The organism is Streptosporangium heterodermiicola (genome assembly GCF_051390675.1).
GTDB lineage: Bacteria > Actinomycetota > Actinomycetes > Streptosporangiales > Streptosporangiaceae > Streptosporangium.
This window is the reverse complement of record NZ_JBPJSR010000009.1, coordinates 351,287-377,509: the sequence shown is the minus strand read 5'-3', so window position 1 is coordinate 377,509 and position 26,223 is coordinate 351,287. Positions and strand designations below refer to the sequence as shown.

General features: G+C 72.6%; 16 protein-coding genes and 1 pseudogene. 11 read left to right on the top strand and 6 right to left on the bottom strand.

What is annotated here, in order from left to right; genetic code table 11:
• Positions 1-25: 25 nt before the first annotated feature.
• Together ACSC1Q_RS21835 and ACSC1Q_RS21830 are read left to right on the top strand one after the other, a co-directional pair.
• Entirely contained in the window at positions 26-2,032 is a 2,007-nt protein-coding gene (locus tag ACSC1Q_RS21835; protein ID WP_436760543.1) for an N-6 DNA methylase, read from the top strand.
• Between the two features lie 25 nt (positions 2,033-2,057).
• Complete coding sequence (locus ACSC1Q_RS21830) at positions 2,058-2,951, top strand: serine/threonine-protein kinase (RefSeq protein ID WP_436760542.1); 894 nt, start codon at positions 2,058-2,060, stop codon at positions 2,949-2,951.
• Positions 2,952-2,973: 22 nt separating this feature from the next.
• Here the strand turns inward: ACSC1Q_RS21830 and ACSC1Q_RS21825 are convergent, their stop codons facing one another.
• Positions 2,974-3,390 carry a hypothetical protein gene (locus ACSC1Q_RS21825; RefSeq protein WP_436760541.1) on the bottom strand — a complete coding sequence of 139 codons (417 nt, stop codon included), beginning with the start codon at positions 3,388-3,390 and terminating at the stop codon, positions 2,974-2,976.
• Positions 3,391-3,865: 475 nt separating this feature from the next.
• On the opposite strand from ACSC1Q_RS21825, the gene ACSC1Q_RS21820 reads away from it, so the two are divergent.
• Positions 3,866-4,747 carry a LysR family transcriptional regulator gene (locus ACSC1Q_RS21820; protein ID WP_436760540.1) on the top strand — a complete coding sequence of 294 codons (882 nt, stop codon included), beginning with the start codon at positions 3,866-3,868 and terminating at the stop codon, positions 4,745-4,747.
• A 275-nt stretch (positions 4,748-5,022) separates the two neighbouring features.
• On the opposite strand, the gene ACSC1Q_RS21815 is transcribed toward ACSC1Q_RS21820, so the two are convergent.
• The gene (locus ACSC1Q_RS21815) at positions 5,023-5,508 is read right to left on the bottom strand and encodes a class I SAM-dependent methyltransferase (RefSeq protein ID WP_436760539.1); all 486 of its coding nucleotides are present in this window, start codon (positions 5,506-5,508) and stop codon (positions 5,023-5,025) included.
• 112 nt (positions 5,509-5,620) lie between these two features.
• Here ACSC1Q_RS21815 and ACSC1Q_RS21810 point away from each other — a divergent pair, with 112 nt between their 5' ends.
• From ACSC1Q_RS21810 to ACSC1Q_RS21800, 3 genes and pseudogenes are all read left to right on the top strand, one after another.
• Positions 5,621-6,484 carry a sensor domain-containing protein gene (locus ACSC1Q_RS21810; protein ID WP_436760538.1) on the top strand — a complete coding sequence of 288 codons (864 nt, stop codon included), beginning with the start codon at positions 5,621-5,623 and terminating at the stop codon, positions 6,482-6,484.
• A pseudogene (locus ACSC1Q_RS21805) lies at positions 6,376-6,879 on the top strand (response regulator transcription factor); the annotation flags it as partial. The gene ACSC1Q_RS21810 and the pseudogene ACSC1Q_RS21805, both read left to right, overlap by 109 nt.
• A gap of 103 nt (positions 6,880-6,982) precedes the next feature.
• Positions 6,983-7,945 carry an MBL fold metallo-hydrolase gene (locus tag ACSC1Q_RS21800; RefSeq protein ID WP_436760537.1) on the top strand — a complete coding sequence of 321 codons (963 nt, stop codon included), beginning with the start codon at positions 6,983-6,985 and terminating at the stop codon, positions 7,943-7,945.
• 123 nt (positions 7,946-8,068) lie between these two features.
• On the opposite strand, the gene ACSC1Q_RS21795 is transcribed toward ACSC1Q_RS21800, so the two are convergent.
• Complete coding sequence (locus tag ACSC1Q_RS21795) at positions 8,069-8,431, bottom strand: acyl carrier protein (RefSeq protein ID WP_436760536.1); 363 nt, start codon at positions 8,429-8,431, stop codon at positions 8,069-8,071.
• A 113-nt stretch (positions 8,432-8,544) separates the two neighbouring features.
• Positions 8,545-15,306 (bottom strand): non-ribosomal peptide synthetase, encoded by a 6,762-nt coding sequence (locus tag ACSC1Q_RS21790; RefSeq protein WP_436760535.1) that lies wholly within the window; start codon positions 15,304-15,306, stop codon positions 8,545-8,547.
• Positions 15,307-15,790: 484 nt separating this feature from the next.
• Between ACSC1Q_RS21790 and ACSC1Q_RS21785 the strand changes: the two genes are divergently transcribed.
• Both ACSC1Q_RS21785 and ACSC1Q_RS21780 read left to right on the top strand, forming a co-directional pair.
• The gene (locus ACSC1Q_RS21785; protein WP_436760534.1) at positions 15,791-17,299 is read left to right on the top strand and encodes a condensation domain-containing protein; all 1,509 of its coding nucleotides are present in this window, start codon (positions 15,791-15,793) and stop codon (positions 17,297-17,299) included.
• Between the two features lie 162 nt (positions 17,300-17,461).
• On the top strand, positions 17,462-18,247 hold the full coding sequence (locus ACSC1Q_RS21780; protein WP_436760533.1) for a tyrosine-protein phosphatase: 786 nt from the start codon (positions 17,462-17,464) through the stop codon (positions 18,245-18,247).
• A 166-nt stretch (positions 18,248-18,413) separates the two neighbouring features.
• On the opposite strand, the gene mshA is transcribed toward ACSC1Q_RS21780, so the two are convergent.
• Complete coding sequence (mshA, locus tag ACSC1Q_RS21775) at positions 18,414-19,691, bottom strand: D-inositol-3-phosphate glycosyltransferase (protein WP_436760532.1); 1,278 nt, start codon at positions 19,689-19,691, stop codon at positions 18,414-18,416.
• Positions 19,692-20,337: 646 nt separating this feature from the next.
• Here mshA and ACSC1Q_RS21770 point away from each other — a divergent pair.
• Together ACSC1Q_RS21770 and mshB are read left to right on the top strand one after the other, a co-directional pair.
• Entirely contained in the window at positions 20,338-21,348 is a 1,011-nt protein-coding gene (locus ACSC1Q_RS21770; protein ID WP_350971160.1) for a hypothetical protein, read from the top strand.
• A gap of 219 nt (positions 21,349-21,567) precedes the next feature.
• Positions 21,568-22,419 (top strand): N-acetyl-1-D-myo-inositol-2-amino-2-deoxy-alpha-D-glucopyranoside deacetylase, encoded by an 852-nt coding sequence (gene mshB, locus ACSC1Q_RS21765; protein ID WP_436760531.1) that lies wholly within the window; start codon positions 21,568-21,570, stop codon positions 22,417-22,419.
• A gap of 153 nt (positions 22,420-22,572) precedes the next feature.
• Here the strand turns inward: mshB and ctaD are convergent, their stop codons facing one another.
• Entirely contained in the window at positions 22,573-24,273 is a 1,701-nt protein-coding gene (gene ctaD / locus ACSC1Q_RS21760; RefSeq protein ID WP_436760530.1) for an aa3-type cytochrome oxidase subunit I, read from the bottom strand.
• Positions 24,274-24,747: 474 nt separating this feature from the next.
• Here ctaD and ACSC1Q_RS21755 point away from each other — a divergent pair, with 474 nt between their 5' ends.
• Positions 24,748-26,190: an NAD(P)/FAD-dependent oxidoreductase gene (locus ACSC1Q_RS21755; protein WP_436760529.1), complete on the top strand. Its 1,443-nt coding sequence runs from the start codon at positions 24,748-24,750 to the stop codon at positions 26,188-26,190.
• Positions 26,191-26,223 lie beyond the last annotated feature (33 nt).

Here is a 26,223-nt window from a genome sequence, read left to right as displayed (position 1 = left end):
GCACAGTCAACTACTGTGGCCCATCATGGAGGAGAGTCAGGAGATCACCGTGAACGCGGGCGACATCGCCCGGCTCGCCGGGGTCGGCAGGGCAGCGGTGAGCAACTGGCGCCGCCGCCACGAGGACTTTCCCCAGCCCGTGGGCGGCACGGCCTCCAGCCCGCTGTTCTCCCTGCCCGAGATCGCCGTGTGGTTGCGCGCGAACGGCAAGTCCTTCGAGGTCTCGCTCGGCGACCTGGTCTGGCAGCGGATGCGCACCTCGGTCGACGACCTCAGACTGGGCGAGCTGGTGGCCAGGGTCGGCGCGTTCCTGCTGTTCCTGCGCCGCGAACCCACCGCCTGGCGTGATCATGGTACGAAGTCTCTCACCCGCGTGGCCGAGGTGACGACGGATCTGCCCGGCTCCGCCGATCTCCGCCTGGACGACATGGCCCTCGTCCGGCTGGTCGCCGAGCTGGCCGCCGAGCACGGCCCCCTGGAGGTCTTCGAGTTCCTGTTCGGGCGCTACGCCGAGGCCCACTCCCGCCAGCTCCCTGCGACCAGGGACGACGTGGCCGCGCTCATGGTCCGGCTCGCGGCCGGGGACGGGGGCGTCGTCCTCGATCCCGCGTGCGGCATCGGGACCCTGCTGCTTGGCGCGGCCTCCCGGGCAGGCGCGGCCTCCCGGGCAGGCGCGGGCGCTCCGGAGGACGCCGGGAAAGACGTTCCGAAGAACGCTCGGCGAGACGCTTCGAAGGACACGCGGAGAACCGCCCTGATGGGGCAGGAGATCAACGAGACGAACGCGCTGCTCACCGCCGTACGCGTGCTGCTGCGCGGCGCCGAGGCGCGGATCGTCGCCGGTGACTCCCTGCGCGAGGACGGCCTGGCCGGTGAGCCCGCCGACGCCGTCGTCTGCGACCCGCCGTTCAACGAGCGGGTCTGGGGACACGAGGAGCTCGCCGGCGACCCGCGCTGGGAGTACGGATTGCCACCGCGCGGGGAGTCGGAGCTGGCCTGGGTGCAGCACTGCCTGGCCCGGGTGCGGCCGGGCGGCCTGGTGGCGATCCTGATGCCCACCGCCGCCGCCGGACGCCGTCCCGGCAAGCGGATCCGCGGCAACCTGCTCCGGGCCGGGGCGCTGCGGGCCGTGGTGACGCTGGCGCCCGGCGGCCCCGACCTGTGGATGCTCCGCAGGCCCGACGGCGGGCGCCCGCCGTCCCAGCTGCTGGTGGTGGACGCCGCCGAGGACCTGTCGATCGTGGAGCCCGCCTGGCGCGCGTACGTGGCGGACCCCGAGGCCGAGCTGTCCGGCGAGAGCAGGACGGTGCGGATCATCGACCTGCTCGACGACGAGGTCGACCTCACCCCGTCCAGGCACCGCCCCCAGCACGGCGGCCTCGACTTCCTGCGCGACTTCACCGACGCCCTGGCCAGGTTCCAGGAGACCTCGGCCCTGCTGCCGGACGCCACGCCCGCCCTGCAGCCGCTCGCCGAGCGGCAGGACCTGCCGACCACCACGGTCGGCGAGCTGGCCAAGGCGGGCCTGATCACGATCCTGCAGGCGCCGGCCAGGATGTCCGCGGACGAGGGCCCGCTCCCGGTGCTGACCGCCGACGACACCGCGGCGGGCGCGCCGCCCTCGGGCCGCACGACCCTCGACCCGGCCCTGGTCATGATCAGGCCGGGTGACGTGGTGACCACCGCGCTGGGCGCGGTCAGGGTGATCACCCACAGCGGCGCGGCGCTCGGCCCGCAGCTCACGCTCTACCGGGTCGACCCGCAGCGGCTCGACTCCGGGTTCCTGGCCGGGTTCCTGCGCTCGGCCGACGCGGCGAGGATCCATCCCAGCTCCAGCCGCCTCGACGTGCGGCGGGCGCGGGTGCCCATGCTTCCCCTGTCCGACCAGCGGATGTACGGTACGGCCTTCCGTGAGCTGTTCGCCCTGGAGGACAGACTGCGCGAAACGCGGACGCTGGGGGAAACGCTGCTCCGGCTAGGCTTTGACGGACTGGTCGACGGTCATCTCCGGCCGTGCGACCAAGGGGCGTGACGCCCGCAGGTCCATGGGAGGGTCGATGGTCATCGGCGACCGATACGTGCTCGACGACCTTCCTCTCGGCCAGGGAGGCATGGGAGCCGTCTACGGCGGCCACGACAAGCACCTCGATCGCAGGGTGGCCGTCAAGTTCCTGAAGTTCCTCACCGGCCCCGACGAGGAGCTGAAGCGGCGCTTCCTGCGCGAGGCCCGCATCCTGGCCAGGCTGGAGCACCCCGGCGCCCCGGTGCTGTACGACTTCGGCACCTTCGACCAGCGGCTGTTCCAGGTGATGCAGTTCATCGAGGGCGTCACCGTGGCCGACGTGGTCAGCGAGCACGGCCCGCTCCCGGTGCCCTGGGCCGCGGCGATCGCCGCCCAGGCCTGCGCGGTGCTGACGGCCGCCCACACGCTGTCCATCTACCATCGCGACCTGAAGCCGACCAACCTGATGCTCTGCCCCGACGGGAGCGTGAAGGTCCTCGACTTCGGCCTGGCCGTGCTCCGCGAGTCCGGCTCGACGCAGTTCACCCGGGTGGGCCAGATCCTCGGCACCCCGTCGTACATGGCGCCCGAGCAGATCCAGCGCGGCCTGTCCGGCCCCCGCAGCGACCTCTACGCCCTCGGGTGCGTGATCCACGAGATGCTGACGGGCCGCCAGCTGTTCACCGGCCCCACGGAGTACGCCGTGTTCGAGCGCCAGGTGAAGGAACGCCCTCGGGAGGTGCCCGGGGTCCCCGACGAGCTGAACCGCCTCGTCGCCGAGCTGCTGGAGAAGGACCCCGACGACCGTCCCTCGGGCGCCGACGTCCTCTACGAGCGGCTGCAGCCCTTCGCGGTGGACCTGCCGATGCTTCCCGGCTTCCTGCACCCGGCGTCGGTGCCGAGCCCGGGACGGATGTACGCGCGGATGGTCGGCCGGGTCCTGGGCTGACGGGTTCGCGGTCACCTGGGCGTCACCCGGCCACCGGCCGGGCCGGGCGCGGCTTCCCGCCGAGGGCGCCGGGCTCCCATGGTGCTGTCCCGACATCTCTGGCCCCATTTATCGGCATTTTCGGTATGTAATGCAGGTCGCTCAGGTCGCTGTAGGGGTTGTAGGTGCAGTAGTAGTCGCGCCAGGGGTATCTGGCGTGCGCGCTGACCTCTTCGTACAGGCAGCTGTAGCAACTGCTCCGGCTCGTGACGTACGTGCTGCCGGGGCGTACGGAAGTCGGGAAGTCACAGTTGTTGGACACGGCCGACGCCGATTCCCGCGCGGCGCCGCCGCCCATCACGGCCGCGCACCCTGGCGCGCCCAGCACGCTCAGGCCGAACGACAGCACGACGCTCGCACCCGCGAGCGCGATCACCCGCGCGAGATTGCCCTTCTCCACGAATATTCCTTTCTGTACTTGATGTGGATGATTTCTGCCGCGTGGTCTCGCGGCCGGGAACAGGTTGGGCGGCGGGCGGAGGGGTAAGGGCCGGACAGTGAGCCGAGGCCGGAGAACCGGGCTCCACCCGCGACGACTCCGATGACCTCGACCGGGCCGGCCCGGGGAGCGTCGGGCTCGATCGGCGGCGGGGCGTTCACCACGGCGGCGCCGGCGCGCGACGGGCCCGGGGAGAACCTCGGGAGACAACAGGAGAACTCAGGAGACCCCGGGAGAACTCAGGAGGCTTCGGGAGAACTCAGGAGAACGGGGTGGCACAGGTCGGGCTTGATGCGGCTTCTGGCTGGTCATCGGGCCTCGTACGACCGTCTGGACCAAGCTTTCATCAAGTTTCGCCGTACGTCCAAGGCCTGTTCTGACGTCATCGATGCCCTCCGGACATCGATGAACGCGATCAGGCGGGAGTGGTGCTCGAATGGATCTCGATCTGCGCAAGCTGCGCTACTTCGTCGCGGTGGCGGAGCGGCTGCATTTCGGCCAGGCGGCCGAGGCGCTGCACATCACGCAGCCCGCGCTCTCCCGGCAGATCAGGCAACTCGAACACGACGTGGGCGTCGAACTCTTCGTCCGTACCAGCCGAGAGGTCGCCCTCACTCCCGCGGGCGAACAGCTGCTGCGTGACGCGGGGCGGCTGCTCGCCGCCAGCCACGCGGTCCGGGACAGAGCGCGCCGCGCCGGTGAGGACGGGCACCACCTGACCGTCGGGTTCATGCTCGGCATTGACACCGCTCCGGCCCTGCGACGCCTCGCCGAGCGCCACCCCGACGTGATCGTCCACCTCAAACGCCTGCACTCGAAGGACCGCAGCGAGGCCCTGCTCGACGGCCGCGTCGACGCCGGCCTCGTCCGGCTCCCCCTGATCTCCGAGGGACTGAGCACGATGTTCCTGTACACCGAGCCGTTCACCGTCCTGCTGTCGGCCGACCACCCTCTGGCGGCCAAGTCCTCGCTGAGTCTCGATGACATCGCCGACGAGCCCCTCCTGCACTACGCCGACGCCGACCCGGCGTGGAACGCCTTCTGGAGGATCGACCCGCGCCCCGACGGGACCCGGCCCCGCTCCGGGCCCGCCGTGCACGACATCGAGGAGATCGTGGAGTACGTCCGGGTGAGACGCGGTGTGGCGTTCCTCCCGCCCTCGATCAACTTCCTGTTCCCGCGGTCCGACGTCGTCTACGTCCCGGTCGCCGACGCCCCGCCGAGCACGGTCGTGCTGGCCTGGGAGACCGCCCGGCACTCCCCCTTGATCACCGCCCTGGCCGAGGTCGTCCAGGAGACCGTCCACCCCAAGCGGTGAGCCGGAGGCCGGCCGCTTCGCCCGCTTGGCCGCCGCGGAGGTGACGGCGCTCGATCTCGCGAGCGGCCCGTCCGCCAGTGGCCGGACGGGCGGACTGGGCGGACCGGGCGGACCGGGCGGACCGGGCGGACCGGGCGGACCGGGCGGACCGGGCGGACCGGGCGGACCGGGCGGACCGGGCGGACCGGGCGGACCGGGCGGAGGCTAGCGGACTATCGGCCTGCGGCACACGTACGCCACCCCGGGAGGCAGGTTCCGCCAGACGGGCCCGGTGGTCAGCACCTCGTCGAAGGCCGACCGCAACCGCAGGCGCGGGGCCCTGGCCCCGGCGAGCGGCAGGGCGGACAGGTAGGTGAGGTCGTGAACGCCCCGGACGGCGCGAGCGCCCGGCCGACGCCCGCCAGGATCCGCTCCTGCCGCTCCCCGGGGAACAGCGACCAGGGCAGCGTGCTGACGACCGCGTCCACCCGGTCGACCCCGGCACCGGCCGGGAGCTCGCCGAGGTCCGCGGCGTCACCCTCGATCGTCTCCATCCAGGGTTTCGTCCGGCGCGGGTGCGCGGCCATGCCGGGGTCGATCTCCACGGCCAGCTGGCGGGATCCCGGGGCCAGCCGCGCCCGGATGGCCTCGCTGACCGGACCGGTACCGGCCCCCAGTTCCACGACCACCGACGGGCCCAGCGCGGGGACCACCGCGCTGAGCGCCCTGCCCAGTGCCGGGGAACTCGGGGCGATCGCGCCCACCACGCGCTGCCTGCGCACCGCCGCCGTCAGGAATGTCCGCAGGTCCGCGGGTACCGCCGTCTTGTTCGTACCCCCATCAGACCGCCACGGGGGTACGGCCCGCAGGGCGCCGGAGCCCAATCTTCCAGGTATGCCTGGCCATACCTCCGGAGTAGGTCTGGCCAGGTGGAGGGCATGCCCGCACGGGCCGTACTGTCGGTTGACGCGATCGCGGGCGGCCTGGCAGGCGCTCACCCGGTGGAACCTGCTCGCCACATGGTGGCCGTGGCGCTCGGTGGCGTACCTGCTGACGAGCGTCCTCGTCGGCGCGGTCACACTCGTGGTGGTCCTGGTCTGCCTGGCCGTCGGCGCGGTGCTGACGCTGGTGGTGGTGGGCATCCTGTTCATGGTGGCGCTGGGGTTCGGCGGGATACCGGTGGCCGCGCTGGAGCGCCGCCGCCTGCGGATCATCGACTCGGAGCCGGTGGAGTCGCCACACCGCGAGCCCGACCGGCCGGGCCTGCGCGCGTGGGCGCGGACGCGCTTCGGCGAGCAGGCCACCTGGCGGGAACTGGCCTACACCGGCCCGCTGGTCACCGTCCTCTGGCCGACGGAACTGGTCGCCCTGATCTACGGGATCGCCGGTCCGGTGCCGGCCGTGTACGCGCCCATCGCCGTCCAGGAGAACGGGGAGGTGAGGCTGCTCAAGTTCTGGCTGATCAGCGGTTATCCCGAGGCGTTCCTCGCGGCGCTGCTCGGGGTCGTCCTGCTCGTGCTGTTCTCGTACCCGCTGACGGCGCTCGCGGTGCCGCACGGGCTGGTGGCCCGCGCGCTGCTCGGTCCCCGGCAGAGCGACGAGGCCAGGCGGGTCGTCGAGCTCACCCGGTCCAGGTCCCGGCTGGTCTCGGCCTTCGAGGCCGCGACGTGCGGATGCCGCCCGGCTTCACCGACGAGGGCCTCAGGGCCGCGGTCGCGCTCCGCGCGGCGGACTCGCGCCTGCCCGTGCTGGTGCTGAGCCAGTACGTCGAGCAGACCTACGCGGCCGAGCTGCTGGACTCCGGTGACGGCACCGGAGTCGGCTACCTGCTCAAGGACCGGGTCGGCGACGTGGAGGAGTTCGTCGACGCGCTGCGCGACGTGGCCGGAGGCGGGACGATCGTGGACCCCGAGGTGGTCAGGCAACTGCTGCGCCGCCGCCGCGACCCGCTGGAGCGGCTGTCCCCCCGCGAGCGGGAGGTGCTCGCCCTGATGGCCGAGGGCCGGTCCAACGCGGCGATCGCCAGAGCCCTGGTGGCGTCGGAGGCCGCGGTCGGCAAGCACATCGGCAACATCCTGACCAAACTCGACCTGCCACCGGCCGAGGACGACCATCGCCGGGTGCTGGCGGTGGTGACGTACCTGCGAGGCTGAACGGCCCCCGGAAGGCGGGGGGCGGACCGGGACCGGCTCGGCATCGGCATCGGCATCGGCATCGGCATCGGCATCGGCATCGGCATCGGGGAGAATACGGCTCGTGGAGGGTCGGTGGATCGAGGTGGCGGACCGGGTGCTGGTGCGGCGGTACGCCGAGCTGGACCTGTCGGTGGGGCTCGTCATGGGCGACGGCGGCTGCCTGGTGGTCGACACGCGGGGGGACGAGCGGCAGGGCGCGGAGCTGCTCGTGGAGGTCAGGCGCGTCACCCGTGACCCGTGGACGGTGGCGATCACCCACTCGCACTTCGACCACAGCTTCGGCACCCGGCCGTTCCTCGGCCGTCCCGTCTGGGCGCACGAGGACTGCCGTGCCGACCTGGTGGAGAACGGCGACCGTGCCAGGGACGAGTGGGCACGCTACTACCGGGACCTGGGGCGCGCGGACATCGCCGACGACATCGCGAGGACCGAGATCGTGCCACCGGACCACCTCGTCACCGACCGGGCACGGCTGGTCGTCGGGGGCCGCCCGATCGTCCTGGCCCACCTCGGCCGCGGCCACTCCGGCAACGACCTGGTCGTCCACGTGCCGGACGCCGGGGTGACCTTCGCCGGGGACCTGGTGGAGAACGGCGCGCCACCCGCCTACGAGGACGCCTACCCCCTCGAATGGCCCGCCACGGTCGCCGGACTGCTCGCCCTGCTCGACGGCGGACCCGACAACGCGCCCCTCTCCGGTCACGGCGGCGCGACCGCCCTCGGGCACGGCCTCGGTGATCCGGCCGTCGACCGCTCCACCCTCGGGGGCGCGGCCGGCCTCGGGCACGGTCACGGTGACGCTGTCGCCTCCGCCCCCGGCCGTGGCGGCGCGGTCGTCGTTCCCGGTCACGGCGACCCGGTCGGCCGCGCGTTCGTGGTCGCCCAGCACGCGGAGATCTCCGCCCTGGCCCGCCTCTGCGAGCGGGTGATCGCGGGTCTCCTGTCCGCCGCCGACGCCGTACGCCTGTCGCCGTACCCCGAGGAGACCACCAGGATCGCCCTCGGCCGCGCGGGTCACTCCTGACAGGGGCCGACCCCGTCAGAACCCCGGGCAGCGCGCGAGCGGGGAGACCGAGCCGGTCGCTCAGGGCGCCCGGTGGGGTGCCGGGCTCGTGTCCGGCGGTGGTTCCTCAAGACCCGGGGGCGCTCAGGGGCGGGTGAGGTCGGTCAGGTAGGTGGTCAGGGCGTCCAGGTCCTGGAGGAACCAGGTGTCACCGCCAAAATCGATCATGATGTCCAGCTCCGCCTCGATGGCGTCGACCAGGCGGATCGTGGCGATCGAGGTGATCCCCAGGGCGACGAACGAGCTGTCGGAGTCGAGGATCTCCTGGGCGGAGATCTCCCCGTCGCACGCCGTGGACAGGGCCCCGGCCAGCCACAGCCGGAGGGAGTCCCCGGACGTCCCTTCCGGCCGCTCGGCCAGCACGGTCTTCCCCAATGGAACGGCGGTGACGGCGGGCTCCACCGGGTCGGCCTGACCCGCCGGACCGGCGACGTCCGGGTGACTCATTCGGTACCTCCAGTGGGAGACCCCCGGGTTCCGGTCCCGGGAGGGCGTCGGGTTCTCCCCCGGCCCGCCGCTCCTCATGAGAGGACGGGCCGAGGTGAGCGGGGGTGAGGTGGTCAGGAACCGTCCGTGCCGAGCATTCGGGCGACCTCCTCGTCCGACAGCGCGGACAGCTCCTCCATCAGGATCCGTTCCACCACGACCGCGAGATCGGCCACCGTACGGTTCCTGAAGAGCTCTCGGACGGGAACGTCGATCCCGGCGGCCTTGCGCAGGCGGGAGCCGACGCGCACGGCGAGCAGCGAGTGGCCGCCCAGCGCGAAGAAGTCGTCGAACGCGCCGACCTTGCCGACCTCCAGCACCTCCTGCCAGACGCCCGCCACGAGGAACTCGGCGTCGTTCCTCGGCTCCACGAAGGGCCGGTCCCCGGCGGGGTCGAGGCCGGGCGCGGGGAGCGCGCGGCGGTCGATCTTCCCTCCGGTGGTCACCGGCAGCTCGTCCAGGGTCACCCAGACGTCAGGGACCATGTACGGCGGGAGCGCCACGGCGAGGTCGAGCCGGAGCTCCGCCGGGTCGGCGGAACCCGCGACGTAGGCGACCAGCCTGTCCTCGCGGGCGGTAACCGCCGCCTGCCGCACGCCCGGGTGGGCGAGGAGGCGTCCCTCGATCTCGGCGGGCTCGATCCTGAACCCGCGGACCTTCATCTGGTCGTCGACGCGGCCCAGGAACTCCAGCAGGCCGTCCGCGCGCCACCGGACCAGGTCCCCGGTGCGGTAGAGCCGTCCCGCCTCCGGATCGTCGAGGAAGCGCTCGGCGGTCAGGTCCGGACGGCCGAGATAGCCCCTGGCGAGCCCCGCGCCGCCGAGGAGCAGCTCCCCGGGGACACCGGGCGGCACGCGGCGGAGACGCTCTCCCGGGGCTCCGTGTGACGCGTGGTGGCCGCGGGGGTCGGCGACGACCGCCAGGGTGCCGCCGACGGGCCGTCCGATCGGCGGGCGTCCCTCGGTGTCGGCGGGGCCGAGCTCGGCCGCGGTGGCGATGATCGTGGCCTCGGTCGGCCCGTAGGTGTTGACCAGCCGGACCCGGTCGCCGAACCGCTCCCGCCAGCGGGCCACGGCCTCCGCGTGCGCCTGCTCGCCGCCGAGTATGACCAGCCGCAGCCGTTCCGGCCAGGCCACCTCGTCGATCTGGTCGACCAGCCGGTGCCAGTAGGCGGTCGGCAGGTCCAGCACGGTCACCTCGCGCCCCCGGGGCCCGGCGAGCACCTCGGGAAGGGTGACCGCGCCGCCCGGCAGGAGTTCGAGGGCCGCCCCCGAGGCCAGCGCGGGATAGATCTCCTCGGCGTGCGCGTCGAAGCCTAGCGCCGCGAACTGGACGACGCGGTCTCCCGGCCCCAGCCCGTACGCCTCCCTCATCCAGGCCACCCGGTCGGCCAGGGCCCGGTGCTCCACCACCACGCCCTTGGGCTGTCCGGTGGATCCCGAGGTGTAGATCACGTACGCGGCGTCGTCCCCGCCGGTGGGATGCGCGGTCCCTTCGGGCGCCCCGGGCTCCCCGATCTCCAGGTCGTCCAGGAACAGCACCGGGACGTCCACCGGCGGCGGCCCCTCGGGGTGGCGGGCCGTCACCAGGAGGGCGGCTCCGCTGCCGGACAGGAGCGTCCCTACCCGTTCCGCCGGGAGTTCGGGGTCGACGGGCAGGTAGGCGCCACCGGCGCGCCACACCGCGAGCAGTGCCGCGACGACGTCGATAGACCGGTCAGCGAGGACCGCGACGACCGTCTCCCGTACGACACCCCGGCGCCGGAGCACCGCGGCCAGCGAGGCGACGCGGAGTTCCAGGCCCGCGTAGGTCAGCGTCTCGTCGCCGCAGCCCACCGCGGTCGCGTCCGCGTGCGCGGCGGTCGCCTCCGCGACGAGGTCCGGCACGAGGGGACCCGGGACGTGGGCCGTCGCCTCCTCGTGGACGCGCAGCCGGGCGTCGTCCTCCTCGGTGCGCAGCGGCAGCGCGGAGAGGGCCCGGCGGGGGTCGGCGCCGACCGCGCCGCACAGGACGGCGAACCGGTCGGCGAGGCGGGCGGCGGTCTCGGCCTCGAACAGCTCGGCGTCGTAGCCGAGCACCAGGAGGAGCCCGTCGTCGTCCCGCCACATCTCCAGCATGAGGTCGAACTTGGCCTGCCGGTACCCGGCGTCGAAGAACTCCAGATCCAGGTCGGCGAAGGAGTCCCTGGTGCCGTCGTCCTGGCTGTGCAGGATGGCCATGGTCCGGAAGAGCGGCGTGCGGCTCAGGCCGCGCTCCACCTCCAGCTCCGTCGCGAGCTTCTCGAACGGCACCTCCTGGTACGCCATCGCCTCCAGCAGGATCTTCCGCGTGCGGCCCACGAGGTCGGTGAAGGAGGGGTCTCCCGACAGGTCGCCCCGGAGGACCAGGGTGCTGGCGAGATAGCCGACGACCGGCTCCAGCTCGACGCGGTCCCGCCCCGCGTAGGAGGAGCCGACCAGGACGTCGTCCTGGCCGGTGTGGCGGGTCAGCAGCACCTGGTACGCGGCTAGCAGCACCATGAAGAGGGTCGCCCCGCACTCCTGGGCCACCTCCTCCAGCCGCGCGGCGAGGTCGGCGGGCAGGCGGAAGGGGTGGAACCCCCCGGCGTGCGCGGAGACCAGCGGGCGGGGACGGTCGAGCGGCAGCTCCAGCACGGGAGGGTCGGCGAGCCGCTCGCGCCAGTAGCCGAGCGCCGCCGCGTCGTCGTGGCCCCGCTGCCAGAACGCGATGTCCCCGTACGTGATCGGCGGCTCGGCGAGACCGGGGTCGGTCCCGTCCCTGCGCGCTACGTACAGGGCGGTCAGGTCGTCGGCGAGGACGTTGAGCGACCAGCCGTCGCCCGCGATGTGGTGGAGGGTGAGGCAGAACACGTGGTCGCGCTCGGCCAGGCGCAGCAGGCTGACCCGGAACGGGGGCGGGCCCGTGAGGTCGAAGGGGGCGTTGGTCCGCTCCGCGACCAGCCTCCGCGCCTCCCTCTCCCGCTCCGTGAACCGCTCCCCCGGCACGTCGCCCGCCGGTTCCTCGCCGCTGAGGTCGATGTACTCGATCAGCGGACCGGTCGCGGGGTCGGTGATCGCGACCGGCCCGCCGTCCACCTCCGGGTAGCGGGTGCGCAGGGTCTCGTGCCGCGCCGCCAGGTCCCGGAGAGCGTGTTCCAGCGCGGCGGTGTCGAGATCGCCGCGCAGGCGCCAGACGGTGAACATGTTGTACGCCGCGTCGTCCGGATCGAGCCGGTGCATGAGCCAGAGCCGCTCCTGCGCGGGCGAGAGCGTGGGCGGCGCACCGGCGGGACGCGGGTGCAGCGGACCGGCACGGCCGTCGCCGTCGTCCGCGGGGCCGGACGCGGCGGTGCCGACGGCCTCGGCGAACCCGGCGATCGTCGGCCGGCCGAACAGCTCCCTGACGGGTACCTCCACGCCGAGCAGCGCCGCGATCCGCGCGGTGACCTTGACCGCGAGCAGCGAGTGCCCGCCCAGGCCGAAGAAGTCGTCGTCGGCGCCGAGCAGACCGGCGTCCACGCCCAGCACCTCGGCGAAGATTCCGGCCACCCGGCGTTCCAGGTCGCTCTCCGGCGGGCGGCCGTGCCCGGCGGACGGCCTGCCGGGCGCGGGGAGCGCCTTGCGGTCGACCTTGCCGTTCGGGGTGAGGGGCAGCGCGGGCAGCGGTACCACGACCGCGGGCACCATGATCGCGGGCAACGACCGCGCGACGTGCTCCCGGAGCCCCGCTTCCCCCACGAGGTCCGCTTCCCCGGCGAGGTCCGCTTCCCCGGCGAGGTCCGCTTCCCCGGCGAGGCCCGTTTCACCGGCGGCGGGCGGGACCCCGACCACGTACGCCACCAGGATGTCGTCGACGATCGCGGTGACCGCGCGGGAGACTCCCGGGTGGGTCTCCAGGGCGGCCTCGATCTCGCCCAGCTCGATGCGGTGGCCCCGCAGCTTCACCTGGCCGTCGGCCCGGCCGAGGAACTCCAGCCGCCCGTCCGCCAGCCATCTCACCCGGTCGCCGGTCCGGTACAGGCGCGACCCCGGGGGGCCGAACGGGTCGGGCAGGAAACGTTCGGCGGTCAGGCCCGGCCGGTTCAGGTAACCCCGGGCCAGCCCCGTCCCCGCGATGAACAGCTCGCCGACCACCCCGACGGGTACCGGGTCGAAGCGCTCGTCGAGCACGTGGACACGGGTGTTGTCCAGCGGCCTGCCGATCGCCACCGCCCCGGGCTCGGTGGGTACCGGCTCGTGGGTGGACCAGATCGTCGTCTCGGTGGGCCCGTACACGTTCCACATCGTCCGTACGCGCCCTCGCAGCGCGCGGGCGAGGGCGGGCGGCAGTGCCTCGCCTCCGGCGAGGGCGGTCACCCTCGGCCCGTCGAATCCCGCGTCGAGGAGCGCCCGCCAGCCCGACGGCGTGGCCTGGACGTGCGTCACATCGTGCGCGGCGGCGAGCCTCACCAGCGCGAGCGCGTCCGGCGCCTCCTTGCTGCCCGCGACGACCACCCGGCCGCCGCTGACCAGCGGGAGGAAGAACTCCAGTACGGAGATGTCGAACGACAGGGAGGTGAGCGCGAGCCAGACGTGGCCGGGTCCGGCGCCGAGCAGGCCCTTCATGGCGAGCAGCAGGTTGACCACGGCGCGGTGCTCGATCGCGACGCCCTTGGGGCGGCCCGTCGAGCCCGACGTGTAGATCACGTACGCGAGGTCGTCCGGCGTCGCGAGCGGCGCGGGAGGCGTGCCGGGTTCACCGGCGAACGCCAGGGGGTCCTCGATGAGCAGCACCCGCGGGGTGTTCCCGGTGTTCCCGGTGTTCCCAGAGCCTGCGGCGGCCTCGGGAAGCCGTCCGCGCACGCTCTCCTCGGTGAGGAGCAGTTCCGCGCCCGAGTCGCGCAGGACGAAGGCGAGGCGCTCGGCGGGATAGTCCGGGTCGAGGGGCAGGTAGGCGCCGCCCGCCCGCATCACGGCCAGCAGCGCGACCAGCGTCTCCAGCGAGCGGGTGGCGCACACGGCCACCACGGCGCCGGGCCGCACGCCCTCGCGCCGCAGCCGGTTGGCGAGCCGGTTGACGCTCGTCTCCAGTTCCGCGTACGTCAGGCTCCGCCCCCCGCACGTGGCCGCGACCGCGCCGGGCTCGCCCGCCACCAGGTCGTGGAGGGTGGTCTCCGGACGCGGGACGGCGGTGTCGTTCCAGGTGGTGAGGGCCAGCTCGCGTTCGGCCTCCGGGGGGAGGCCGAGCTCCGACAGCCGTGTGCCGGGGTCCGCGACGGCCCTGCGCAGCATGGCCGCGACGTGCGCCGCCATCCGCTCGGCCGTGGCGTGGTCGAACAGGGCGGTGCTGTAGACGAGGGAGAGTTCGAGGTCGCCGTCCCGCCGCCCGAACTCCAGCGACAGGTCGAACTTCGCCGACCGCGCGTCGCCCAGGTCGACCGCCTCCGCGGTGACGCCGGGCAGGGTGAGGGCGGTGCCCTGGTAGTCGTGCAGGACGAGCTGGGCCTGGAAGAGGGGCGTGCGGCTGAGGTCCCTGGGGACGTTCAGCTCGCTCACCAGCCGGTCGAAGGGCAGGGTCGCGTTGGTGTACGCCTGCAGGGCCGCGCGACGGACCCTGACGAGCAGTTCCCCGAAGGTCGGGTCGCCCGACAGGTCCCCGCGGATCACCAGCGTGTTGAGGAAGAGCCCGATGAGCGGCTCCAGCTCGTCCCTGTCCCGCCCGGCGATCGGCGTACCGACGCAGATGTCCTCCTGGCCGGAGCGGCGTGACAGCAGGACCAGGTACACGGCGAGCAGCACCATGAACGGCGTGGTGCGGGTGCGCCGGGCGAGCCCGTCGACGCCCGCGGCCAGCTCGGCGGGGAGCCGGAGCAGGGCGCAGCCGCCCTCGGAGGTCCTGACCGCGGGACGCGGCCGGTCCGTCGGGAGCTCCAGCGTCGGCGGGTCGGCCAGCCTTCGCCGCCAGTGGCCGAGCTGCTCGTCCGCCGTGTCGTCCGGTCGCCCGCGCTGCCACAGCGCGAAGTCCGCGTACTGGATCGGCAGCGGCGCCCACGACGGCCGGTCACCGGCGAGGAACGCCTCGTACAGCGTGACCAGCTCGCGGGCGAACACGCCGACCGACCAGCCGTCCACGGCGATGTGGTGGAACACGATGTAGATCGCGTGCTCCCGCTCGGACAGGCGCAACAGGCCTGCCCTGAGCGGCGGCTCGCCCGCCAGGTCGAACCGCCGCTCGATCTGCTCCCGGACGAGCCGCACGATACGCGCCTCACGATCCGCCTCGGGAAGATCCGACAGGTCCAGCAGCTTCAGGTACGGCCGGTCGTACCCCTCGTTCCCTCGGTCCCCTTCGGTTCCCTCGGTTCCTTGGTCCCCTTCGGTTCCTTTGGTTACCTCGGTTACCTCGGTTACCTCGGTTAACGAACCGGCCTTGTCCCGCGCTCCGGACCCACCCCGTGCCCCGATCTTCCCCCATACCCCGGTCTCGCCTCGTGTCCCCGCCGCGTTCCGCGCTCCGGCCTCGTCCCAGGTCCCGGCCCCGCCGGTGTAAGGCCGGGCGCCGGTCGGGCGCGGCTCGTCGACGACCTGGACGGGAGCGCCGTCCCTGCTCGGAAAGCGGGTCCGCAGGATCTCGTGCCTCGCCACGATCTCGGCGAGCGCCCACTCCAGGGCGTCCGGGTCGAGCGGTCCCCGGAGCCGTTCGGCGATGAAGACGTTGTGGGCGCCGCCACCGCCGGTCCTTTCCAGCCGGTCGAGGAACCACATGCGCTCCTGGCCGAACGAGAGCGGCAGCTCGCGGATGCCATCGGGCCGGGGAGCGATCCCGTCCCGCGCGTCCCCCCGCGCGAGCATGTCCATGCCTAAACCTCCCGCCGGAGAGGCGCGGGAGCCGTTCTCATGACGGCCTCCCCACTGGCAGATCGCGAGCCCGAAAGGAGATTCCTCATAATCACGACAAAAGACTGTCAGATAAAAACATAAATCCGCAAGGAGTAGACATTTACCCCCGGATATGGATACCGCCTTCGGGGGAGGCGCTGACTTCGTTCCGGGCCGCCCGGGACGCCGCCGGGCGTGCCGTTGACATCATGTTGCCTGACACTAGTTGCCGACGCGCACGCCGCGGAGGCCGGGGGTGGGAGGTTGACCGCGCCGCCGCCGGGAGTGTCTGATTCATTGTCGGCGAACGGCTTCACGGGCGGATTGCGCGGCTCGCGAAATCGCGCCGGACCTGGTCCGGGGGTTAGCCCAGGACGTTCTCTCCCTCCGCCCGGCGTTCCGTCCGAATCATTGTCGGCCTCCGGCCCGGGGAGAGATTTCCGATATTCGAAGGCGGGGGCTTTTGTTGACCGGACCCGGCTGGTCTCCGGACGCGAGGGTGGTGCGTGACGGGCCGCTCACCTGGGCCCAGCACGAGTGGGTCCAGTGGATCCCCACCGACACGGACACCTCCTACGAGGACAACATCTGCGCCGCCGTACCGGGGCGGGACCTGCCCACCGGCCAGGTCGTCGCGGCGGTACGCGACGTCCTCGCCCGACACGAGGGGCTGCGGTCGCTGGTACACCGCGCGGGCCGCGAGGACAGCCGCCAGTACGTCTGCCCGGTCGACGACCGGCTGGACGAGGTGATCCGGGTGATGGAGGACGAGGCGTCCTTCAGGCGGCGGTTCGACACCCCGTGGCGGCGCACCTGCTTCAGGATCGGCGAGCGGTGGCCCGTCAGGGCCGTCCTGGACACGGCCGGTGGGCGCGTGCGCCGGATCGACCTCGTCGTCGACCACGTCGCGATCGACCCGTGGGGGATGCGGGTCCTCTGCGACGACCTGAACCACGCGCTCCGCGCGCGGGCCGCGGGTCGCGAGCCGTTCGGCTCCGGCGGCCCCGCCGTCGAGCAGCCGATCGACGCCGCGCTCGCCGAGGCCTCTCCAACTGGGCTGGCCTACCAGCGGCGGGCCCTGGGCTACTGGGAGCGCCGGCTGGGCGAGATCGGCAAGGCGCTCGACGGCCACGTGCCCTTCGCGCCCTCGCGGGCCCTCCTCGGACGGCCCGGTGAGTCACGGTCCGGTGAGTCACAACCCGATGGATCGCGGCTCGGCGGGTCACAGTCCGGAGAGGCCGAGCAGGGGGAGTTCCGCTCCTGCTGGCTGGCGTCCCGCCGCGCGGGACGGGCGGCTGGCGCCATAGCGCGGGCGACGGGCGTCTCCCCCTCCGCCGCCTTCCTCCTCGCCTTCGGCGCCGCCGTCTGCGCGGTGGAGCGGTCGTCGCGGGCCGGGATCTTCGCGATCTCGGCGAACCGCTTCTCCGCCGGGGCGGGACGGTCGGTGCGCAAGGCCACCATGACGATGCCCATGCTCCTGCCCGCCGTATCCGCTGCGTCCGCCGACTCGCCGGGGGCCGCGTACCGCAGGGCGCTGACGGACTGCGCAGCCCAGCAGCTGTCCGGCCACCGGTTCGCCAACGCCGACCCGTACGCCACGGAACGGATGTGCGAGGAGGTCCTCGGCGACCTGTACAAGACCGGGGTGGCCTATCCCCGGTTCAGCTACATGGACGAGGGGGTCGCGGACGACCTCAACACGCTGTGGCCGGCGGGAGACGACGGGTTCCCCGGCGACGAGGACGACCGGGTCGTCACCTTCTCACCGCCCCGCCCTCTGGGCGCCCGCTACATGATGACCGTCCTGCACCGCCCCGCGGGCGCCGTGTTCAGCCTCCAGTGGGGTGACGCGACCGGCTGGGGGGAGACCGCGGAGGACATGCTCCTGTACATCGAGGACCTGATGGTCTGGGCCGCGTCGGAGTGCGCGGGGAGCCCTCCCGTGCTCGGCGGCGCGGGCCCGGCGACCTGACGCGGGACGACCGCCGCGAAAACGATGACGGCGTGACCGTCGCGCACACGACAGTGGCACGGACACCAAGAAACCAGCACCGGCACGGACATCGCGAAAACGGCGGTGGCATGATCGCCGTGAACATCGCGGCGGCACGACGAGACACCGGGAGGCCCGCGCATGGACGCTCGACGTGACGACCGAGGTAGCGGAGGTCCGGCCGTCTCCGGGGACGCCGTCGTCCCGCGAGACCGGCACCTCGACTGGGACGGCTGCCACAACGTCCGCGACCTGGGCGGCATGCGCACCGCCGACGGCCGCGAGACGCGCTGGGGCGCCCTCATCCGCTCCGACGCCCCCGAACGCCTCAGCCCGGCCGGGTGGCGGGCACTCGCGGACCACGGCGTCCGCACGGTCGTCGACCTGCGCAACGACGGCGACTGGCGGGGCGAGGAGGTGCGCCGTCCAGCCGGTCTGACCACCGTGCGCGTGCCGCTGGACGACCGGGCGGACACCGAGTTCTGGTCCGGGCTCGCCGAGGGCCTGTACGGCACTCCCCTGTACTACCGGCCCTTCCTGGAGCGGAAGGCGGAGCGGTGCGCCGCCGCGATATCGGCGATCGCCCGCGCCGAGCCCGGCGGGGTCGTCGTGCACTGCATGGCGGGCCGCGACCGCACCGGGCTCGTCACCCTGCTGATGCTCGCCCTCGCGGGCGTACCGGCCGCCGACATCGCCGCCGACTACGAGCTGAGCGCCGGGCGACTGCGGCCTCTTTTCGTCAAGCTCGGCGAGGCCGACGAGAGCCCCAGGATCGAGGCGGCGCTCGCCCGCGCGAACACCACGGCCCGCGAGGTCGTCGTGGCCACGGTGGAGTCGCTCGACGTCGAGTCCTACCTGCGCGGTGCCGGGCTCGGCGAGGCCGATCTGGCCGCCGCCCGCGCCCGTCTCGTCGGCCCCGCCGACTGAGCGGCGTCGTCCACCCGGACGACACGACCCGCCGCGCCCATCACCGGCTCATCGGTCCCGTCGGCTGAGCCGCGCCACCCGCCGTGCCTGCCCCCGGACGACACGACCCGCCGCGCTCATCACCGGCTCATCAGCCCCACCCGAGCCGCGCCACCCGCCGTACCCGTCACCTGGACGGTGCCGTCAGCCGGGCGGCGTCGGCGTACACCTCCGTCAGCCTGTCGACGGCCTGGTCCCAGCCGAACCGGGACGCGTGGGCGAGCGCGCCCGCGCCGAGTTCCCGCAGCAGCCGGGGCGCGGCCACGAGGTCGCCGAGCACGCGGGCGTACGCGGCCGGGTCGTGCCCGTCCACGAGCACGCCGGAGACCCCGTCGCGCACCGCGGTGCGGAGGCCGCCGACGGCCGCGGCGACCACGGGGGTGCCGCACGCCTGGGCCTCGACGGCCACCAGGCCGAACGTCTCGGCGTGGGAGGGCACCACGACGGCGGTCGCCGCCCGGTACCAGTCGGCGAGCCTGGGCTGCGGGCAGGGCGGCTCCAGCCGTACCTGGCCGGTGATGCCGAGGGTGGCGGCGAGCTTGCCCAGGTGGTCGGGGCGGCCCCAACCGGCCCCGCTGGGCCCGCCCACGACCGCCACGACGAGGCGCCCGGCGAGACCGGGGTCGTGCCGGATCATCCTGGCCGCGGCGTGCAGCAGGACGTCCGGCGCCTTGAGCGGCTGCACCCTCCCGGCGAACAGCAGCACGACCGCGTCCGGGGGGAGGCCGAGCGCGCGCCGGGCCTCGGCCCGCGAGCCGGGCCGGAACAGGGACAGGTCGACGCCGGGATTGACGGTCCGCACCCTGGCCGGGTCGGCCCCGTACAGCGTGACCAGTTGGTCGGCCTCCTGCACGGTGTTGGCGACGAGCCGGTCGGCGGCGGCCACCACCTCCGTCTCCCCCGCGATGCGCCCGGCGGGCTCGGGCGCGTCGCCCGCCGCGAGCGACGCGTTCTTCACCGCGCCGAGCGAGTGCATGGACTGCACGAGGGGAACGCCCCAGTGTGCCTTGACGACAGTCCCCACCCGCCCGGCCAGCCAGTGGTGGGCGTGTACGAGGTCGTACCCGCCGTCCGGCCCCCGTCCGGCCCCCGCGCGCAGCATCTCGGCGGTGAACGGGCCGAGGGTGCCGGGGAGGTCGTTCTTGTCGAGCTCCCTGGGCGGCCCCGCGGCCAGGTGCCTGACCAGCACGCCGGGGAAGAGTTCGGCCAGCGGCGGAGCGCCCGGGGCGTCGGCGCGCGTGAAGATGTCCACCTCGACGCCCAGCGCCGCCATCCGCCGGGCGACCTCGACGATGTAGACGTTGAGTCCCCCGGCGTCACCCCCGCCCGGCTGGGCGAACGGGGAAGTAAGGACGCTGACGGTCGCGATCCTCCGGGGAGGTGGAAGGCGTCGCGGCACAGGCATTCACCTCCGCTTGAGCATTCGCCCGGGGCGCGTCGTTCTCCGCTCCCGCGGCCGGGAATCTCCGGTGACCGGACCCCCGGCACCGGTGCCGGGTTCTCGGGCGGCGCGGCGCGAGCCGTCCCGCCCGTCCCGCCTCCCGGGCGACCGCGCCGTACAGGATCTCGGCGGAGGCGTGGAGAAGCCCGGCGAGGTACGGCTGCCGCACACGGCGCCCCCGCCGTTCTCCCGGGACGGAATCCGGAAGTCGGCCCGGCCGTCGTGGGATCACGTGGGGCCGGGTGTGGTCGTCACGATCCGGCGGGACGCGCCGGTCGCGAACTGTGAATGATCAGACACTCTCGCCCGCGGCGTCGTCAACCGGTTGACGCCGACGTCACGGCGCGGGGCATTGGCAACAATTGGCCACCCCGATGGTGCCAGCGCCCTGGTGTGCGGTTACGTTCGCGGCCCTCGGGAGAGGCCCGGCGGTCGCTTTCCCGGCTCCTCCCGCTCTCCCCTGCCCCCGAGTTCCACCGGCTTTCCCTGCTCGTCGGCCCCCTGGCAGCGATGCGGAAAGCGATCCAGACAGTTCTTCACAACTATCTAGCAATGTTGTGCAATTTTCTGGCACACTCTGGCAAGAATAGCCGCAAGGGGGATAAGGCTTGTGGGTGGACTATCTGACCAACTACGTGCCCTGGACGAGGACACCGCCTCCGTCTACTTCAGGGCGCTTCACAGGGGCCATATCGGTACGGCCCGCGACGTCGCCGAAGAACTCGGCCTCGACCCCCGCACCGTCGAGGACGCGATAGAACGGCTGACCCGCCTGCACCTGCTCCGCCCGGAGCCGGGACATCTGACCAACCTCGTACCGGTGAACCCGGAGATCGCCGCCGCCTCGCTGATATCTCCGATGGAGACGGAGATCCACCACCGGCGCGACCTGATCACCGGTATCCGTACGCAGATGCACTCCCTGATGCACGGATACGACGAGGTGCAGCGCACCAGGAAACCGGCGAACCCGGTGGAGTCGCTGCCCGACGGCGCGGCCGTACGCGGATCGCTGCACATGGCGGCGGCGGCGTGCGAGCGCGAGATGCTGAGCGTCGAGCCGAACGCGCCCTCCTGGGCCGACCTCGACGACACGCTGACGCGCAACCTCGCCATGCTGGAGCGGGGGGTGCGGCTGCGGATGCTCTACCAGCACAGCGCCCGCGCCGACCTGCCCACCAGGGGGCACATCAAGAAGCTCATCGCGGCCGGTGCCAGCGTACGCACCACGCCCCAGCTGCCGAACCATCTCGTGATCTTCGATGGGGAGATCGCCTTCATGTCCCGGCCGGGCGAGGAGGGTGCGGCGCCGGGGGCGGTCGCCGCACGCGACCTGTCCGTCGTCGGGTTCCTGTCGGAGGTCTTCGAGCACCTGTGGAACTCCGCGACCCCCTACTCCGCCTCCGACCTGGGCTACCAGGGCGCGACGGACGAGATACAGCACGCCATCGTCACCTTGCTGGCCCAGGGCTTCACCGACGAGGCCGTCGCCCGCAGGCTGGGGATGTCCGTGCGCACCTGCCGCCGCCACATCGGCGCGCTGCTGCAGAACCTGAGCGCGGTGAGCCGGTTCCAGGCCGGGATCCGGGCCGCCGCGAGCGGGTACGTCGACGCGCGGTGACCCCCGCCGGAGGCCCGGTCACGGGCCCCGGCGGGGCGACCCCCCACAAAACCCGGCGGGGCCACCGCCACCGAACCCAGCGGGGCCTCACCACCGAAACCCGGCAAGGCGACCACTACGAGAACCGGGCGAGGCCCCACCGCGGAAACCCGGCGAGGCCATCACCACGGAAACCCCAGCGGGCCATCACCACGGAAACAGAGAGGGCCGAGCGGAGCCATGCCGTACGACCGTCGCATTCTCCTCGTCCACGCCCATCCCGACGACGAGTCCATCGGGACGGGCGCCACGATGGCGAGGTACGTCGCCGAGGGCGCGCACGTCTGCCTGGTGACGTGCACCCTGGGTGAGGAGGGCGACGTGGTCCCTCCCGAGCTGGGCCACCTCGCCGCCGGGCGGGAGAACCGGCTGGGCCCGTACCGCGAGGGCGAGCTGGCGGTGGCGTGCGCGGCCCTCGGCGTCGCCGACCACCGCTTCCTCGGCGGGCCCGGACGCTGGCGCGACTCCGGCATGATGGGCTCGCCGTCCAACGACCACCCGGACTGCTTCCACCGCGCCGACCTCGACGAGGCCGCCGCGGAGCTGGTCCGCGTCGTCAGGGAGATCAGGCCCCATGTCATCGTCACCTACGACGACAACGGCTACTACGGCCATCCCGACCACATCCAGGCCCACCGGGTGGCCTGGCGGGCGTTCGAGAAGGCCTCCGACCCGTCCTTCGGCGAGGGCGAGCCGTGGCGGCCCTCCCGGTTCTACGTCACCGCCATGCCGCTGGACGAGCTGGAGCGCGCGGTGGGCACCGGGCCGTTCAAGCGGGTCGGTTCCGTCGAGGAGTTCGGCTTCGGCGTCCCCGGCGAACGGGTGACGACGCGGGTCGACGCGAGGGCGCACCTGGGTGCCAAGATCACCGCACTGCGCGCGCACCGCACCCAGCTGAGCGTGGACGGCTCGTTCTTCGCGCTCTCCGACAACGTGGGGCAGCCCGCGCTGGGCATGGAGTACTACACCCTGCTGGCGGGGGAGCCGGGCCCGCCCGGCGAGGACGGCCGCGAGACCGGCCTCTTCGGCTGACCAACTGACCAGCTGACCCGCTACCCCGCTACCTCGCTACCCCGCTGACCTGCCACCCCGCTGACCCCCGCCACCGCCCGCACCCGCACTCGCCCCCACACCCCCACCCGCGCCCGCATCCGGAGGTGGCGGCCCGCCGCAGGGAGCCGGCCGTCAGATCTCCTCCTTGAGCCCGGCCGCCGGGTCGAGCTGGCGTGGCTGCATCGCCGCCCTCGGGTGGTGCAGGTCGAAGGCCGGCCGCTCCGAGCGGATGTTCGGGATCGAGGTGAAGTTGTGCCGGGGCGGCGGGCAGGAGGTGGCCCACTCCAGCGAGTTGCCGAACCCCCACGGGTCGTCCACCGTCACGCGCGGAGCGTGGCGCGCCGTGTACCAGAGGTTGTAGATGAACGGCAGCGTGGAGGCGCCCAGCAGGAAGGCCCCGACCGAGGAGATCAGGTTGAGGCCGGTGAACCCGTCGTACGCGCTGTAGTCGGCGTAGCGGCGCGGCATGCCGTGCGCGCCCAGCAGGTGCTGGACGAAGAAGGTGGTGTGGAAGCCGATGAACAGCGTCCAGAAGTGCCACTTGCCCAGCTTCTCGTTCAGCATCTTGCCGGTCATCTTCGGCCACCAGAAGTAGAAGCCCGCGAACATCGCGAACACCACGGTGCCGAAGACCACGTAGTGGAAGTGCGCGACCACGAAGTACGAGTCGGTCACGTGGAAGTCCAGCGGCGGGGAGGCCATGATCACCCCGGTCAGCCCGCCGAACAGGAACGTCACCAGGAACCCGAGCGCGAACAGCATCGGCGTGTGGAACGACAGGTGCCCGCGCCACATGGTGCCGACCCAGTTGAAGAACTTCACCCCTGTCGGTATCGCGATCAGGAAGGACATGAAGGAGAAGAACGGCAGCAGCACCTGGCCGGTGGCGAACATGTGGTGCGCCCACACCGTCATCGACAGGCCCGCGATGGCGATCGTCGCGCCGACCAGGCCGATGTAGCCGAAGATCGGCTTGCGGCTGAAGACGGGGATCACCTCGGTGATGATGCCGAAGAACGGCAGCGCGATGATGTAGACCTCCGGATGGCCGAAGAACCAGAACAGGTGCTGCCAGAGCAGCGCTCCCCCGGTCTGCGCGTCGAAGACGCGGGCGTCGAACCGGCGGTCGGCCAGCAGGACGAGCAGCGCGGCGGCCAGCACCGGGAAGGCCATCAGCACCAGGACGGCGGTGAGCAGCGTGTTCCAGGTGAAGATCGGCATGCGGAACATCGTCATCCCGGGGGCCCGCATGCAGATGATCGTGGTGATGAAGTTCACCGACCCCAGGATCGTGCCGAGCCCGGACATCGTCAGGCCCACGATCCACAGGTCGCCGCCGAGTTGCGGGGAGTAGGTCGCGCTGGAGAGCGGCGGGTATCCCGTCCAGCCGAAGTCCGCGGCGCCCCCCTCGGTGAAGAGGCCGAAGGTCACCATGACGCCGCCGAACAGGAAGAGCCAGAAGCTCACCATGTTGAGCCGGGGGAACGCCACGTCGGGCGACCCGATCTGCAGCGGCATGACCACGTTGGCGAACCCGGCGAACAGCGGCGTCGCGAACAGCAGCAGCATGAGGGTGCCGTGCATGGTGAACAGCTGGTTGTACTGCTCCTGGGTCACCACCTGCAGCTGGGGGTGGGCGAGCTCCGCCCGGATGACCATGGCCATCAGCCCGGCGACCATGAAGAAGACGAACGAGGTGATCAGGTACATGTAGCCGATGACCTTGTGGTCCGTGCTCGTGAGCCAGCGTACGACGATCGAGCCCGGCGCCTTCCCGCGCGGTGCCAGCGGTGAGGTCAGCGGCTCCTCGCGCGACTTCTCGAAGGTCGTCACGACCCACCCCCTTCGAACCGGCTCGCCCCCGAACCGGCCCGTTCCCGCGAACCGGCCCGTTCCCGCACCCGGCCCGTCCACGAATCCAGACCGTCCACGAATCCGGGCCGTTCTCGAACCGGACCATCCACGAACCGGCCCGTCCGTGAATCCGGGCCGTCCACGAACCGGACCGTTCCCGAACCGGCGCGGCATCCGATTCCCACCGCCTTCCCCCGGCCATCCCCGCCAAAAGGGGCTCCCACTCGCCCGCGCCGTCATCTTGCCCGCTCGATGACCTGGCGATTAATCCCTCTTGTCCGCCTTCTGGCGATCCTCGCCCCACCGGCCGGCAGCACGGGTCCGGTCCGGACCGTACGCGTCATATGGGCAACATCGGACGGCCCGTCGTGCTTGACCCGGGGGCAGACAGGGCACGCCGCTGGAAACGGAGTAGGGAAACGGAGTACGGAGAGTACGGAAAGGAGCGACGTCATGGTCCAGCGACAACGGGTCGTCGTGATCGGAGGAGGGTTCGCGGGCTTCACCGTGGTCCGCACCCTCTCCCGGATCGCGAAGGGCGCGATCGAGATCGTCCTGATCAATCCGACCGACTACTTCCTCTACCTGCCGCTGCTGCCGGAGGTCGCGTCGGGCATCCTCGACCCGCGCAAGGTGGCGGTCTCGCTGGCGGGCGACCATCCCGGCGTACGGCACCTGCTCGCCACGGTGGACACCGTCGACACCGAGGCGCGCCGCGTGAAGTGCACCGACACCGAGGGCAACCACCGCGAGCTGGGCTACGACCGCCTGGTGGTCGCGGTCGGCAGCGTCAACAAGCTGCTCCCCGTCCCGGGCGTCGCCGAGTACGCCCACGGCTTCCGCAGCATCGCCGAGGCCCTCTACCTGCGCGACCACCTGATCCGCCAGGTCGAGCTCGCCGACGCGTCCGACGACCCCGAGGAGCGCAGGGCCCGGTGCACGTTCGTGGTCGTGGGCGCCGGGTACACCGGGACCGAGGTGGCGGCGCAGGGCCAGCTGTTCACCCGCGACATCCGCGGACGGCGGCCGGGGCTGCGCGGCCAGCCGGTGCGCTGGATCCTCGCCGACGTCGCGCCGCGCATCCTCCCCGAGCTGGACGAGCGCCTGTCCCGGACCGCGCACCGGACGCTGTCCGAGCGCGGTGTGGAGATCCGCACCGGTACGAGCGTGGCCGAGGCGACGGCGGAGGGGGTCAAGCTCTCCGACGGGGAGTTCGTGGCGACCAGGTCCCTGATCTGGTGCGTCGGGGTGCGTCCCGACCCGATGGTGGAGTCCCTGGGGCTGCCGACCGAGAAGGGGCGCCTGCTCGTCGACGAGTACCTGAGGGTGCCCGGCCATCCGGAGATCTTCGCCTGCGGCGACGCGGCCGCCGTTCCCGACCTCACCCGGCCGGGTGAGTACACGGCGATGACCGCCCAGCACGCCAGCCGCCAGGGCAAGCGCGCAGCCCGCAACATCGCCGCCTCCTACGGTCACGGGGAGCTCCAGCCGTACAAGCACCACGACCTGGGGTTCGTCGTCGACCTGGGCGGGACCGGCGCCGCCGCGAACCCGCTGGGCGTGCCGCTGTCGGGCATGCTCGCCAAGGCGGTCACCCGGGGCTACCACCTGCTGGCCATCCCCCGTAACCGGGCACGCATCGCGGGAAGCTGGTTGCTGGACCTCGTCGTGCCCCGCCAGACCGTCCAGCTGAACCTGGTCCGCGGCCCTGCGGTCCCGCTCACCCACGCCACCCCCGAGCACCCCCACGGCCCGGGAGAGGATCCGCCGAAGAAGAACGCCTCGCGGAAGGCGGGCGTGGCGTCGAAGGCGGGAGCCTCGTCGAGAGCTGGGGCCTCGTCGAAGGCGGGCAACTCGTCAAAGGCGGACGATTCGCAAAAAGACCGTGAATCGTAAAGTACGGCGATATTTTCGGCTCTTCCGGCGATG

What these genes read in the sequence shown, in the direction of transcription:
- ACSC1Q_RS21835 (WP_436760543.1), top strand. Translation starts at nt 26, where the DNA reads ATGGAGGAGAGTCAGGAGATCACCGTGAACGCGGGCGACATCGCCCGG.
- ACSC1Q_RS21830 (WP_436760542.1), top strand. Translation starts at nt 2,058, where the DNA reads ATGGTCATCGGCGACCGATACGTGCTCGACGACCTTCCTCTCGGCCAG.
- ACSC1Q_RS21820 (WP_436760540.1), top strand. Translation starts at nt 3,866, where the DNA reads ATGGATCTCGATCTGCGCAAGCTGCGCTACTTCGTCGCGGTGGCGGAG.
- ACSC1Q_RS21810 (WP_436760538.1), top strand. Translation starts at nt 5,621, where the DNA reads ATGCCTGGCCATACCTCCGGAGTAGGTCTGGCCAGGTGGAGGGCATGC.
- ACSC1Q_RS21795 (WP_436760536.1), bottom strand. Translation starts at nt 8,431, where the DNA reads ATGAGTCACCCGGACGTCGCCGGTCCGGCGGGTCAGGCCGACCCGGTG.
- ACSC1Q_RS21790 (WP_436760535.1), bottom strand. Translation starts at nt 15,306, where the DNA reads ATGGACATGCTCGCGCGGGGGGACGCGCGGGACGGGATCGCTCCCCGG.
- ACSC1Q_RS21780 (WP_436760533.1), top strand. Translation starts at nt 17,462, where the DNA reads ATGGACGCTCGACGTGACGACCGAGGTAGCGGAGGTCCGGCCGTCTCC.
- mshA (WP_436760532.1), bottom strand. Translation starts at nt 19,691, where the DNA reads ATGCCTGTGCCGCGACGCCTTCCACCTCCCCGGAGGATCGCGACCGTC.
- mshB (WP_436760531.1), top strand. Translation starts at nt 21,568, where the DNA reads ATGCCGTACGACCGTCGCATTCTCCTCGTCCACGCCCATCCCGACGAC.
- ACSC1Q_RS21755 (WP_436760529.1), top strand. Translation starts at nt 24,748, where the DNA reads ATGGTCCAGCGACAACGGGTCGTCGTGATCGGAGGAGGGTTCGCGGGC.